Source organism: Bacillus sp. FSL K6-2869, from assembly GCF_040869405.1.
GTDB classification, from domain to species: Bacteria; Bacillota; Bacilli; order Bacillales; family Bacillaceae; genus Bacillus; species Bacillus altitudinis.
This window is the reverse complement of the sequence record NZ_CP152035.1, coordinates 1500285-1514782: the sequence shown is the minus strand read 5'-3', so window position 1 is coordinate 1514782 and position 14498 is coordinate 1500285. Positions and strand designations below refer to the sequence as shown.

Below are 14498 nucleotides of genomic sequence, written 5' to 3'. Positions count from 1 at the left end.
TTGCACTTATGCCTCCTTAAACCCGACAAAAGACATCATACGTCCTGTTTTCCCTTGATCACGCCGGTGTGAGAAGAAATGCTGCTCATTGCAACTTGTGCACATCGAACTGACATGTATGTTTTCTTCTTTTAATCCTGCATGAAGTAATACGTTTTTGTTTAGTGTTTTTAAGTCAATTTTGTATTGTCCTTGTGACATCTCGGAATACACATCCTCTGTTGAAAAAGGAAGCTGTTTCACTTGATCTATGACAACATCATCTACTATGTAGCAGCAGCTGCCAATGGATGGTCCAATGACGACTTGTATATGATCGGCATCAGCGCCTTCTTGGCGAACCCATGCATCAACCATGTTGGCGCCAATTTGTTTGACGGTTCCTTTCCAGCCGGCATGAGCCGTTCCAATCAGCCCAGATTGCGGTGCTAGAAAATAAAGCGGAACACAGTCAGCGAAACAAAGAGCGAGCATGATGTTAGGTTCAGAGGTGTATAAACCATCTGTTCTAGAGAGCGCTTCATCATACTGAAGACTTCCTCTTCCCTTTTGTTCCTTCGTGACTTTCATGATGCGATCCTCGTGTGTTTGGTCAGCAAACACCCAATTAGAGAGCGGCACAGCAGTAGCATCTGCAATGACTTGACGATTCATTTGGACACTAGAAGCATCATCTCCTACATGGAGTCCAGTGTTCATTGATTGATATGGAGAAAGACTAAAACCGCCATTTTTTGTCGTAAAACCGGCCAATATCTCTTTTCCAGAACATGTCATGTTCGTCCAATCATGAATCAGCATTGCATCAGGTGATTTCTGCTGAAAGGGGTCATATTTGTCTATCAAAGCTGCCTCCCACCTTTCATTCATCTCTCTTTATATCGCTCCTATTTTACCACAAGACCTGCTAAGACAGTTAGTGGGATTCATTAAATATTACACTCAAATGTGCCCTTTCTACAGGTTTTTTTTCAAATTGATATGAAAACGTAATCTTTTTACCCGAAAAAGACATTGATTGCTGAGAATGGAGAGCTTGTTTTAAGGAAAATTGGATCTATTAGTTGAGGAATTTACACAAATTAAGAAGACAAACGGACAAGTATCACATCTTCGCCAATTTTTACTATATTTCGCCACGGGACAATCATTTCCTCTTCTTTTCCGAAAAATCCCATCATTTTACCTGTACCGCCAATGATAATCGCTTGTATTTTACCGCTCGTGACATTGATATCAATGTCTCCAATAGTACCTAATTTTTTTCCGCTGGACACATCGACGACATCTTTGATTTGGAATTCAGAAATACTGATCATCTGTCCTTCCCCGCCTTTCGTTTTCTACTATAATATGTATGATGGAAAAGCAGGGAAGCAGACCAATAGTTTCTCTTATCTACAATTTACTTAAGTGAGGACGGCCGTTTTGCCACATGACTTCGACTGGACATTCAAAAAAGGAAGAAAGCAAGTCACTTGTCATCATCTGCTTTGTTTCCCCTTTATGAAAAACAGTACCTTCTTTTAATAATAAGGTGTGCTGAAAAATCGGGAGAATCTCTTCTGCGTGGTGGGTCGTATAGAGCAATGTGGGCGCATCTGGTTTTGATGCAATCAATGAGATCGTCTCCAGCACTTGTTCTCTTGCTAAAAAATCAAGACCTGTCACAGGTTCATCTAAGATCAGAAGCTTCGGATCATTCATTAAAGCTCTTGCGATCAGCACTTTTTGTTTCTCCCCTTGCGAGAGGGTTTCATACGTGCGATTGGCATATTGAAACGAGCCAAATGTTTTTAATAAATCAATCGCCTTCTCTCTTATCTCATCTGTCGGTGTTTCATAAAGTCCGATGGAAGCAAATGCCCCGCTCAAAACAATTTCAAATGCATTGTCATCTCTGTGCAGCTTCTTTTCAAGACCAGCAGAGATGAGACCAATTTTCTTCCTTAGTTTTTCACCAAGCGCTTCCTTGCCAAACACATGGCCTAACACCGTCATCTCACCTGACGTTGGAAAATAATATGAGCAAAGCATATTTAATAAAGCCGTTTTCCCAGCACCATTTAAACCATAAAGCACCCAGTGTTCCTGGTCTTTCACCTGCCAGTCAATAGAACGAAGCAGCCATTTTCCATTTCGTTTTAAAGAAACATCCTTCAAGTCAAGCGACACGATCTTTTCCCCCTGAATAAAAATTCTGAATATACAAATAATAACGTCTACAGCATATCTCAAATGTTTCAATCAGTAAACCTAACGCAAAAAAGCTGCTCCCTATAAGGAACAGCTTTTTCTATGTTTACGAAATTTCAATTCGTACGCCTTCTTTAATATCAGGAAACGTATGCGGGGATGCAAAGACAGCTCCCGGTAATACATCATCAAACGGCTCTTGGAAGTAGATCGAAATATGGCCGAGTTCCTTAAAGTTGTCATTTGCTTTATTGCCTAAAGCAGTAATGGTATACGTTTGGTCGCCCACTTGAATCGTTCCGCCTAATTTCAGCGGCTCTTCTTCTAAGTGTTCAAACTCATGAATGACAGACATATCTCTTAATTCCTGCGGCGCTGCTGGTCCAAATAAAACAATCAGCTTATCTTCTTTAAACTGCGGGACTAAGATCCCAATTTCTTTTACGACAGATTGTGTTACCATGTATCTCGATTCCTCCTTTAATACGTTTAATACATACCGAAGCTGGCAACGTATGCGATCACAACAGATAGAACGCCTGTAATGAGACGGCTATACAAAACAGCTGGTACCCCATATTGTACCGTTTCCGGCTTCGCTTCACCAAGTGATAGCCCCACCGGGATAAAGTCACACCCTACTTGACCGTTGATCGCAAACAGTGCTGGAAGAGCAAATTGAGGCGGAATGTTTCCTAGTGCAATTTGACTACCAATCAGTACACCGATGACTTGTGCGATGACTGCCCCAGGTCCTAAGACAGGCGATAGGAACGGTAAGGTACAGACAACAACGAGCAGTAAGAGCCCCCATAAAGATCCTGCCAAAGGTGAAAGGAAATGGGCAATCAGATCACCGATTTTTGTATAATTGATAATTCCAATTAACATACTGACAAAGGCCATGAAAGGAATAATGTTTTTAAGGAGCATATCAACAGAATCACGACCAGCTTGATAGAATGTGCCGGTTACTTTTCCGATTCCTCTTGAGAATCTCATGAGGAAATTCCCTTTTTCCTGACGTTCGATATTTTCCTCTTTCAGTTTTGAATAGGTTTCTTTGAAATTTTCTTTGTCAATTGGGCCGCTGCTTTCTTGACCTTCTACATTCCCTTCACTATCAGATGCTTCCGCAAAGGAAATATCTTTTTCTGTGACACCTGATACGAAGATATCCTCTGTAATGTGTTTTGCAAGCGGTCCAGAAGGAGAGGATGCCAGCACATCGACAGTTGGAATGCGTTTCATTGGATAAAGCCCAATTCGCGCTGTTCCTCCGCAGTCAATGACAACACACATCATTTCATCTTCTGGTATAGAATTTTTAAAGCCATCACATGCTTCTGTCCCTGTCATTTCTGCAATTTTACGTGCAACTGGGTGAATGCCTCCTCCTGTAATGGAAACGACCTTTCTTCTTTTACCGGTTGGTTCAAGCTCTAATCCTTTCCCCCATCCGCCAGCACCTTTTGCAACAAATACTTTGTGGTTTGTCATGTCTAACCCTCCCCTATTGTGAATTCGCTTTCATTTTTCCTGCTAAGTACTTTGTGATCCATTCCGTAATGATTCCGCGAAGTAAAATGACAACGATCCCGACTAAGAAGTAACGAACAGCCAGCTCTGACATAGAGTATCCAGCTTCTTTAATCCCGTTCGCAATTCCTAAGTAGACAAACAGTTCTCCTGCGTTGGCATACGGGAACAGTGATGTCACCGGATGAACAAATGAAACAGCTGAATCATAGAATGCTGGTTTTTGTTTTTCAGGTAAGAAGCGGCCAAACGTATAAGCCATTGGGTTTGTCAAAATAAGAACGGATAAGATCGGCATTAACGTATAGCGCAAAATGGTATATTTCGCTGCAAACTGAATCGCTCTATTCACTCGCTCTTCTCCAATAAACTTCATGACAGCATAAGTGAAAGTAAGTAACACAACAAGCGTTGGAACGATACCTGTAACAAGACCCATGAACTGCTTTCCGCCGGCTTCAAACATCCCGATAAAGTGCTCTCCAAACCATTGAATCCATTCCATGTTTCATCTCCCCTTTCTTAGTTCACATTTGTTATATTTTTTTTAGAAATCGAGACAAGCGCCTGCTCCGCTGCCATGGAGAGTGCTTGCATGACAGCTGGTCCCCTTTTGCGCTTTTTCAATGTTTGTTTCATCATGTGATGCTCATCAAGCACAGCCCCCACATGTTTTCCTTCATAGGAAGGCAGTTCCTTAAATTTAGACAAAATCGAGACGCCACCCAGCACATGACACTTTTGAATGATGTATGATTCATCGACAATGATGAGCGCAATGGCTCCAGGACCAAATTTGCGCCGCTCCATTCCTGAAAACAAGTGATAGCCTTGTTTCCCTTTATAGTCGTCTATCAGTGAGTCCATGCTCTTGCGGTAGTACTTGATTTGAATAAACGATAAACCATACTGCACAATCAGAATAATGCAAAGTACGATTGCTAATTTTTCCATAGCCTCACGTCCTTATGATTGAAATAAGTGATCTTGTAATGAACGCAGCTTCCAGACCGTTGTGTTTGCATCAAGTTCTACATCATCATGAGATAGGAATTGCCCCAATTTGATATCTTTTTTCGCTACCACTTTTCCGCTGATTAAGCCAATTGGGATGTGGCCGTTCGCTTTCATGTCTTGATGTGTTTCAAGTACACCTCTTACGGAGTATCCGCCAATACCATCAAGTGTTTCTCCTGCTTTAATATCTCTTTTCGCCACAGCGACAGTTTCTGATACTGGTACACCAATTGGATGGATTGAAGAATCGTGTTGTAAGACTGCTTTTGCGATCGTCACTGGTGTTTCAAGACTTGCTAAGTGGAAAGGACGATACAGTGTGTAGTGAGGACCTTTTCCAACTTTTAAGTAGCGAAGTTCTTCATCTACTGGCTCAAGATCACTCTTGACGATGACAAAGACACCTGGTGCCAGTCCGTTTACATATTCAACGACTCCGAAGTTATCCAGTACGCCGCCTTGCTGTTTTTGATTTAATTTATCTGCTACATTTTCTAAATTCGCTTCTACTCCATGCATGCCGACTTTATCAGGCAAAAGTCCTGTTGCATTACTTAATAGGTTCATTTCTGCCATCGTTTTTGTTCCGTCTTGGAATGCTGCCAGCATGTGGGCACTCATATGTTTACTATCTGCTTCAGCTTTACACGTATCTGGGTTTGCTTCTGGGAAGAATGGGTTGTTCTTACCTTTCCCAGCAACCAATACTTCAAGCCCCATTGTTTTTGCAAATTCGTATAGTTCTAGCGTTGCTGCTGGTTCATCTCCAGCTGATCCAGAGTAAACAAGTCCTGCATTCGTGAATAATTTATGCATGACCAAGCCGATCGTAATATCGACTTCTACATTTAAAAGAACGAGATGTTTTTTTGAATTAAGCGCTTCCAAAGAAATGTTTGCTCCGACCTCTGGAACACCTGTTGCATCCACAACGACTTCCACAGAATCTGATTGAATCACTTCTCTGTAATCATTTGTGACGACCATTTGATGTGGTTTCGCATGTTGCTTGTAAAAATTCGCTGCTTTCTCAGCTGCACTAAGATGAATATCACAAACACCTGCAACAATCATGCCTGGAATTTTAGAAATTTGTGAAATGAGTCCAAACCCCATTTGGCCTGCCCCGATAATCCCAACTTTGATTGGATCTCCGCTGCGTTCTCGTGCTAACAATTGTTGATAAATTGACATCTAAATCATCCTTTCAGGTTTTCTTGCTTCACAATAGATTGCTAGAAAAATAATCTGAAACTTTTAACAAATGTTATAAAAATTAACAAAAATCTGTTTCTTGTAACATTTGTTATTTTATTTATCATTTGTTATGAACTTAGTTTATATGATGTGTCAACTTTGTGTCAAGATAAAATCGATAAAATTCTCAATCTTTTTGAGTCTAAAGACTCAAAAAAACTACCTAATCGGCTTAGGTAGTTACTTTAATAGGGCATCTCCGGTTTGTTCATCTGTAATTAACACATGAATTAATCCACCTTCTAACGCTGCCCTGATCGCTTCAATTTTTTCTTCTCCTCCAGCGACACCAATCACAAGAGGGATCTCTTTCAGTTTTAGAGGACTGATCCCCATCACCCGGTCGTTCCACGGATGCGGATACACTTCACCTTTATGATCAATAAAGTTATAACAAATGTCACCCGCGACATCTTTCGCTTGCAGGATATCTTCCTCACCACTTGTCATATAGGATTTCACCATCGTTGAATGTTGCGGAACCCCGCCTATTCCTACGACCGCGATATTTGATGATTCTCCTAATTCAATGACTTTTTTGATCGACGGCTGTCTAATGAGTACATCTTTCGCTTCTTTCGTATCAAGCATGACAGGCACATGTAAAAACTCACATTTGGATTTGAGTGCTTCTGAGCATCTTCCAATAATATAGTTGGCATGAATATCAACATCTTCATTTCCGACGCCTCCGACTAGCGGAACAAATGTTACAGACGGAAAATGCTGAACAGAGGTAAGCGCTTTCGCCATTTCATGCAAGGTTGTCCCTGATGAAAAACCGATGACTTGTCCATCCTTCATGACTTTTAATAAAAAGCCCGCAGCCGCAGCTCCTATTCGACTTTTTGTTGTTTCTTGACTGAGAGATTCCACACACACGACTTCTCGCAGCCCGTATTTTCGCTCTATTTTTCTTTCTAACGAACCATATTGTTGATTTACTTCATCATGAATAATGATTTCCACGATTCCTGCTTCACGTGCTTTTGCCAAATATTTCGATATGAGCGAACGGCTAACCCCAACAGCTTCTGCAATTTTAGATTGAGTGGCGCCTTCTTCATAGTACATATGCGCAACCTTAATGAGCAGCCTTCTTTCATCATGGAATGTCATAATAACCCTTCTTTCCGCTTCTCTATTCCCTCACAAATGATATTTTAAATAACATTTGTTAAAAACAGATTAAATGAAAAAAATAACAGAGTCAATACTACAGATGGGTTCTCTAAAAAGAATGAAAAAAGCCGCACATTAGCGGCGGCTTTAAAAAATATTTTTATTCATTTGTTTGATTGCTGCTTTTTCAAGCCTTGATACTTGTGCTTGAGAAATGCCGATTTCTTCTGCCACTTCCATTTGTGTTTTACCTTGGAAGAAGCGTTTGCGAAGAATCATTTTTTCTCGATCATTCAATCTGCGCATTCCCTCTTTTAAGGCCAATTCTTCTACCCATTGTGTATCTTTGTTCCGTTCATCACTAATTTGATCCATCACATAAATCGGATCTCCTCCGTCATTATAAATCGGTTCAAACAAAGAAACAGGATCTTGAATGGCATCTAGGGCAAAAACAATTTCCTCATGAGGGACTTCTAACACTTTGGCAATGTCTTCTGCCGTTGGTTCCTTGCTTGTCTCACTAATTAGTCTCTCACGAACTTGAAGCGCCTTATAGGCAATATCTCTTAGTGAACGAGACACCCGGATAGGGTTGTTATCGCGCAAGTATCGACGGATTTCTCCTATGATCATAGGGACCGCATAAGTTGAAAATCTGACATTGTGGCTTAAATCAAAATTATCAATTGATTTCATTAATCCGATACAGCCTACTTGGAAGAGATCATCAACATACTCGCCTCTGTTGTTAAAACGCTGAATCACACTTAAAACCAACCGCAAATTGCCATTGACTAGCTTTTCTCTTGCTGTATCGTCACCTTCATCTTGCAGCTGTCTGAATAATTTTCTCATCTCGTCGTTTTTCAGAACAGGCAGTTTGGAGGTGTCGACTCCGCAGATTTCCACTTTATTTCTGGACACTTTTTTCCCTCCCTACAGGAGCTGTTGTACAAAGTTCAGTATCTCCGTGGGATGGAAAAATATGCACGGTCTATGACGAGAAATATGTGAAAAAATGGTGATCCCTTTGACAGTACAGGGATAAAGCTTTCAAAAAATTTTTTTTAGACCATCTTATTAAATTCTTTTTGCAATCGTTTAATAATTCTTTTTTCGAGCCTTGAAATATAGGACTGAGAAATACCAAGCATGTCGGCAACATCTTTTTGGGTTTTTTCTTCACCGCCAACTAAACCGAATCTCAGTTCCATGATCTGTTTTTCACGATCGTTTAATTGTTCTAACGCTTTTTTCAGTAATTTTTTATCGACATTTGCTTCAATATCGCGGGTGATAATATCATCATCTGTCCCAAGTACATCTGATAAAAGCAATTCATTGCCGTCCCAGTCGATGTTAAGCGGCTCATCAAACGATACTTCTGAACGGATTTTATTATTTCGGCGCAAATACATCAAAATCTCATTTTCAATACATCTAGACGCATATGTGGCCAGTTTGATCTTTTTTTCTGGATTAAACGTATTTACTGCCTTTATGAGGCCTATCGTTCCGATACTAATCAAATCCTCAATATTAATGCCTGTGTTTTCAAATTTTCTTGCGATATAAACGACCAATCGCAAGTTTCTTTCGATCAAAATGGCTCTTGCTGTTTGATCCCCTTTAGGTAATTTAACGAGCAATTCTTGTTCTTCATCCTTTGATAACGGCGGAGGCAGTGCCTCACTTCCACCAATATAATAAATCTCATCACTCTTTAGCCCTAGCTTCATGAGGAGTTTATACCAGTAGTAAGTGAGTTTAAATTTTAATTTTTTCATCTTCTTCTCCCTTCTAAATGTCCAGTTGACTTCGTAAGATAAAAGACATCACAAAAAAACTACGACACCCCTTGTATCATTTTTCCGTCTAACATCTCTGGATGAATGATGGATTGAAATTCCTGATCTGCTGATAATCCACTTAGACTCATCCCAACAAAACACTTCGCTGGCTGGATCATATGCGTTTTTGTATAAAGGACGACCGTATCTGGTTTAAAGCATAGTAGAAACCCGTGATCATGACCGACTGCGCGATACGGAACGAGTCTTAAACGATCAAGCAGCGGAAAATGGTCATCGAGCTTTTGCATCACTTCAACAGGATGAAACTGTTTCATTTTTTCTATAAATGGCTCTCCGAAAATAGATGTGAGCTGATCGAGCTGGACGATCATGACAGGTGTTTTCGTCAATGGATCATACAGCTGATTTCCAGAATCGACCAGACCATTTAAGCGGATTGTTTCTCCTTGAATGTGTATCTCCACAAGTACTTGTTCGTCATATTGTCTTTTTTTCGCACCAACCTCTCCTAATCGTTTCTTTGAAAACAGCCAAATGGCCGGAAAGCCAGTGAGAACAAAAAGCCAGCTAATGGGATCACCAAATCCATCATTTTGTGAAATAAGCAGTCCATCTTGAATGACTGTATTTGTCTGCAAAAACGAATGAACCCCGATCATGCCCCCTCCCATCAAAAATGTGACAAAGTAAAAAGCAAACAGGTTTTGAAAAAAGGAACGAAATCTTTGAAAGCCAAAGGTTCCAAGCACGATCAAGACAGAAAAAAGCAGTTTGCCTAAAGGGTGCGACACAATCATTGCAAATGGCGTAAAGAGCAAGAGAACAATGCTCGATCCAATGAGAGCTCCTAACATATATCGCCTTTTTTTCACTTGTCGTTTGAGAATAAATGCCGTGAGTAAGAGCAGCAATAGATCAAAACAAAAGTTTAACAGCCAAATGACATCTAAATAAATGACCACCTTCTGCTCCTTTCATCTGAAACAAAGAATCAAAAGCAGTACTTGCACTTGTTTGTACCAGTATAAAACAGTCATCGGATGGAAGTCTGTCAATTCTTGTAGGGGATGATAGAGAACTTTTGGTGGATTGTTATCGTTTTTGTCGACGTATGAAACAGAAAGAACATCGGAATGATTTGTTGGACAAGTGTCTCCTCTATCCATTGCACAAAAAAAGACACGCTCCGAAGAGTCGTGTCTTTTTCGCTGTCATTCTTTCTCATTGATGGTGAGTGTTCCTTCTGCCTTCTGTCTTGTGACATTTCCATAATCATCTTTGACAATGACTTCAATCACCGCACCTTTTGCTTTTGCAATAGATGTCGCCGTCCAGTAGCCTTCATACGTTCCCGGTGCTACTTCACGAATCGGCAGTTCGGTTGTGTTTTGAAGTTTTGATCTAGCATTTGTTAGCGGCATATGAAGAACAAAGGTGGCATCTAGCTTTTCCCTGCTTTTAAATGAAATCTTAACCGATTCACCTGATGATAGATTCATATTGTCTTTTGGCGTTAATTCAGAAATGACAGGTGCATCATATTGTACATCGATGTCGACCTTTTTAGTCGTTTTGTTTCCCGCCGCATCTTTTGCTGTTACTTTGATTGTATTTTTCCCGTTATCCAGCAGCACCCTTGCAGAATATGCCCCATCCTTTACGGTCGCTTTTTTTCCATTGACTGTGACTTGATCTAGATGATCGTCTGCTACCTTTCCTTCCACCGTGAGTGATTCTCTATTAAACTTGTCGCCCTTTTTCGGTGTATCAATGGTCAATGTCGGTGCTGTTTGATCGATGATCACCTTGACTGGCTTGGAATGTTTTGTTGAGCCTTTATCCGTTACAGTCGCCGCCGTGAAGACATGCTCTCCACTTGGAACAGATACATTTTCTTTGAAAGTACCCGACTCATCTGATTTGACGTTGGCCACCTCTTCATCATTCTGATAAATGGCCACATCGAGACCCGGAGAGGCCGTGCCTTCAATCGTCAATTCACCTTGATTTGTAATGGTTCCTGCCTTTGGAGAAGTGATTTCTGGTACATCTGCTTCATAGTTTACGAGCGCACGTATCATATAATTCCCCTCTTCTTTCGGAGAAGGAGAAAAAGCACCGCTCGTCAGCTGCCAGCTTCTTTCAGCATTAGGGCCATCTTCATCTGTGGCAAGTCCCGGAGATTCGGTATTCTTTTTTGTTTGAATATAAACAAGGTAGAAATCTCCATCCACTGTAATGGCTTGATCTTCTAAATCTACTTTTGTCCATTCACCATTACGCAGCGCATTTGCTTTTAAAGGTCCTGCGATTTTCTCACCTGGTGCGCCACCCTTCCCAGAAGCATCATATACTTCAACAGCAAATTCATCGCCTCCAGGAGCTGGCCATTCTGATGTCCAAAACCGGAAAAGACCACCTGTGACTTGTGCTTGTTTTTTTCCTTTTTCTAATGAAAACTTCACAGCCCAGCCATTGCCAGGATCGTAGAAAGCCCGTGCATTTTCAGCCGTTCCATCATCGTAGCCAATCTCCCCCGGAAAACCGATAAAAGGCTCAAGTTTCACTGACTTTTCAAGTGGCTTTTCCGTCACATCCGCTGAAAACGTATAGCCTTTAAACCCCTTTGCAAAAATTTTGACTGTATAGACACCGCTTAATGCCTCTAGAGAAAATTCACCGGATTCATCTGTTTTCACCGGCTCAATTTTTGCGTCCTCCACAAGATAAACAGTCGCATTCTTCACCTTTTCACCAGTTGTTTCATTGACGACCGTGCCGGAGATCGTTCGTTTCTCTAGCGGCTGTAAGGAGAAATTCGCTTCTGCTGTTTCTTTTGATGCCACTTTGACTTTTTGGGACCGTGATTCAAAGCCGTAAGCTTCCGCTTTCACTGTCCATTCTCCTGCTCCTTGAGACAGCTGATATTTCCCTGTCGCTTCATCGGTGGAAGTTGATTTTCCGCTTTCTAGAACACTGATTTGCGCTTTCATTGGAAGAGCTTGAATAGACGGAGCCTCATGACTGTTTTGCTTTTGAATGTGTACATGTTTATTTTTCACTTTAGCAGGCTTTGCCTTTTTTGGATCAACTGATTTCTTATTCTGGCTTGTGGATTTTTCTTTTTTGATCACACCTAGCTGGTTTTTAGCTTGTTGAGACAAAGCCTCATCTGTGATTTTCACATCATCTAAATAAAAGCCATCTTTTGTGACACTGCCATCTGTTCTTATCTGAAACAGGACTCTCACTTTTTGACCTTTATAAGCAGATAAATCAACTTCGCCTGCTGTCCACGCATTTGTTTTTCCCGTATAAGCTGTCACTTGAACGGCGTCTTCACCCTCTGGCTGTACATAGACATGCACATAATCATAATTGGCTTCGAGATCATGCCAGTATTGATATTGCAGGTAGGAAGAACCTGAATCTGGTACAGCAATGAGCGGCATAGACAAATTGGCGTCCGTTTTATTTTCATAAGGACTGTCTAAATTGGTGGCATAGACATGTTCCCCGCTAAATGCTTGTTTTGGACCTGTGGACGGTTTTCCCCACTGCCACGGATCTTTTGTTCCACCACTGAACCATCCACTTGGCCATGCTTCAAAATCTTGCGAGTAGCCAGTGGTGATGGATGTTCTAATTGGAAGTGTATAAGAATCTGATGCCGCTTCATTTTCTCCAAAATCTTTCACAATCCATCGGTACGTCACGTTTTCCCCCTCAAGTTCAGGGAGCTGCACCGTATAGGTTCCTTTTAAATGATTTCCATCCGTGCGGTCGGCTTGCAACGTCTCCCATTCACCTTGATCTACTCGGTAAGTCAAAGAAACATTTGTCACTGCTATCCCATCTTCTGCAGTGATGGTCAATGGGGTTGGCGTTGCAGTAAAAATTTCATTCGGACCTTTATGTGAAAAAACAGGTGGTTCTGTATCTTCTCCCTCTTTTGTCACCTGGCCTTCAATCGTACCGATTCCACTGGTTAAAGCAGTAATCGCCTCTCTTGCATCAACTAACCCTGCCCCATAGCCGTTGTTAGGGGATTCAGGAAATTGCTGATCTGTCAGTGGTTTTGCTGTCTCAATGAGAATTTGCTGAATTTCATCAACAGAAAGGTCTGATTGCACTTGGCGAAGAAGAAGAACAACAGCTGAGACATGTGGACCTGCCATCGATGTACCATTCCACCCATCCTCATATCCTTTTCCCGGGATCGAAGAACGAATGTTTACTCCCGGAGCAGCAATATCTGGTTTCATTACGCCATATGGAGAAGGACCCTGAAGGGAGAAAGACCCTAACTTGTTGTCATGGTCTGTTGCGCCTGTAGCAAAGGCTTCTTGATAGTTAGCGGGATTTGCAATCGAACCCGCGCCGCCTGGATTGAATAAATCGGTATTACCGGCTGAAAATTCTGGAAAGATGTCTGCTGCTCTCCAAGCATTCACTACATCTTTATACCAATCATCAAGACCTGGCCCACCGCCCCACGAATTATTCACAACATCAGGTGCCTTTTCTGGGTGAGGGTTTCCGTTTTGATCTTTCGGGGCTAAAACCCACTCACCGGCATCTAACAGATCAGCATCTGTACCGCCATCTTCTGAAAAAGCTTTCACTGCAATCCATTCTGCTCCCGGTGCGACCCCAATTTGATTCTTTCCATCTGGCTCAGAACCAACCATTGTGCCTGTCACATGGGTCCCGTGCTCCAAGTCATCATAAGGGACTTCAGAGCCTGTCGTGGCATCATACCAATTCAGTTCATGAGATGGTTCGTTCGGACGAGCAGGATCAAACCCGCGGTATTTTTCTTTTAGCGCAGGATGATCCCATTCGACACCTGTATCAATACTTGCCACAACGGTTCCGGTCCCGTCATAGCCTAAATCCCACGCTTCTGGTGCATGCACCTGAGCAATATTCCATTCAACTCCATCTACTGCTTTGATTTGTTTGTTTGGCTTAGCATGCTTCAAATCAACAGGACGATGAAGTTGACGTGTTTCATTCGGCAGCACTTGAGCTACTTCTGGAAAAGAAGCAACCTTTTCCATCACTTCTTTTGTTGCCGTCACAGCTAGACCATTCACAATATAGTAGGAATGAATATCTTTCACTTGCTTATTCTTTTTTTCCTTTTGTAAATACGCTAGGAGCGCTTGCTGCGTTTCATCAGATGTTGCTCTCAGCTCAGATACAACGGCTGATCTTTTTGTGTACTGCGTTTTAGCAGCAGTTAATTTTTGTTTTTTTGCTTTTGATACAGCTTCTTTTGCTACTTTTTGTACATTCGTTTGTTCCTTCATTTTGACTAAGAAGGTCACCTTATCTTCCTTTTGAAACTGCTTCTTTAATCTCGAAGAAATCTTGGCTTTTGTTGTCTTAGAGGAAACGGCTTCCTCCTGATATGAGGTAGAAGTCGATTTTGCTTGAACCATCCCAAAGCTTGTCATCGTTAAAGTACCAATCACCAAAAGACTCATGAAACGATAGACGGCGGTTTTGCGAAACTTCACTTTCAATAAAATCCCTCCTCCTCAA

The 14498-nt window shown here is 41.5% G+C and carries 13 protein-coding genes; all 13 read right to left on the bottom strand.

Features of this window, described 5'->3' with window-relative positions:
• Window positions 1–6: 6 nt before the first annotated feature.
• Window positions 7–870, bottom strand: coding sequence for a peptidoglycan editing factor PgeF (gene pgeF, locus MHI58_RS07745; protein ID WP_034647880.1), 864 nt, complete (start codon window positions 868–870; stop codon window positions 7–9).
• A gap of 212 nt (window positions 871–1082) precedes the next feature.
• Window positions 1083–1319, bottom strand: a complete 237-nt coding sequence (locus tag MHI58_RS07740) for a YlmC/YmxH family sporulation protein (protein ID WP_008344958.1) — start codon at window positions 1317–1319, stop codon at window positions 1083–1085.
• 79 nt (window positions 1320–1398) lie between these two features.
• On the bottom strand, window positions 1399–2175 hold the full coding sequence (locus MHI58_RS07735) for an ABC transporter ATP-binding protein (protein WP_017367201.1): 777 nt from the start codon (window positions 2173–2175) through the stop codon (window positions 1399–1401).
• Window positions 2176–2302: 127 nt separating this feature from the next.
• Window positions 2303–2659, bottom strand: coding sequence for a PTS glucitol/sorbitol transporter subunit IIA (locus MHI58_RS07730; protein WP_007499733.1), 357 nt, complete (start codon window positions 2657–2659; stop codon window positions 2303–2305).
• 26 nt (window positions 2660–2685) lie between these two features.
• On the bottom strand, window positions 2686–3696 hold the full coding sequence (locus MHI58_RS07725) for a PTS glucitol/sorbitol transporter subunit IIB (protein WP_024720315.1): 1011 nt from the start codon (window positions 3694–3696) through the stop codon (window positions 2686–2688).
• Between the two features lie 13 nt (window positions 3697–3709).
• Window positions 3710–4240 (bottom strand): PTS glucitol/sorbitol transporter subunit IIC, encoded by a 531-nt coding sequence (locus MHI58_RS07720; RefSeq protein ID WP_003210918.1) that lies wholly within the window; start codon window positions 4238–4240, stop codon window positions 3710–3712.
• 17 nt (window positions 4241–4257) lie between these two features.
• A complete protein-coding gene (locus MHI58_RS07715; RefSeq protein ID WP_008354650.1) occupies window positions 4258–4689 on the bottom strand; it encodes a transcriptional regulator GutM in 432 nt (143 codons plus the stop codon).
• Window positions 4690–4701: 12 nt separating this feature from the next.
• Window positions 4702–5946 carry an NAD(P)H-dependent oxidoreductase gene (locus MHI58_RS07710; RefSeq protein ID WP_025207299.1) on the bottom strand — a complete coding sequence of 415 codons (1245 nt, stop codon included), beginning with the start codon at window positions 5944–5946 and terminating at the stop codon, window positions 4702–4704.
• Between the two features lie 243 nt (window positions 5947–6189).
• The gene (locus MHI58_RS07705) at window positions 6190–7128 is read right to left on the bottom strand and encodes a sugar-binding transcriptional regulator (RefSeq protein WP_024720314.1); all 939 of its coding nucleotides are present in this window, start codon (window positions 7126–7128) and stop codon (window positions 6190–6192) included.
• Between the two features lie 150 nt (window positions 7129–7278).
• A complete protein-coding gene (sigG, locus tag MHI58_RS07700; RefSeq protein WP_003211879.1) occupies window positions 7279–8058 on the bottom strand; it encodes an RNA polymerase sporulation sigma factor SigG in 780 nt (259 codons plus the stop codon).
• A gap of 143 nt (window positions 8059–8201) precedes the next feature.
• Entirely contained in the window at window positions 8202–8921 is a 720-nt protein-coding gene (sigE, locus tag MHI58_RS07695; RefSeq protein WP_007499746.1) for an RNA polymerase sporulation sigma factor SigE, read from the bottom strand.
• 59 nt (window positions 8922–8980) lie between these two features.
• Window positions 8981–9910, bottom strand: coding sequence for a sigma-E processing peptidase SpoIIGA (spoIIGA, locus tag MHI58_RS07690; protein WP_017367198.1), 930 nt, complete (start codon window positions 9908–9910; stop codon window positions 8981–8983).
• Window positions 9911–10159: 249 nt separating this feature from the next.
• Window positions 10160–14473: a S8 family peptidase gene (locus MHI58_RS07685; RefSeq protein ID WP_234710295.1), complete on the bottom strand. Its 4314-nt coding sequence runs from the start codon at window positions 14471–14473 to the stop codon at window positions 10160–10162.
• Window positions 14474–14498 lie beyond the last annotated feature (25 nt).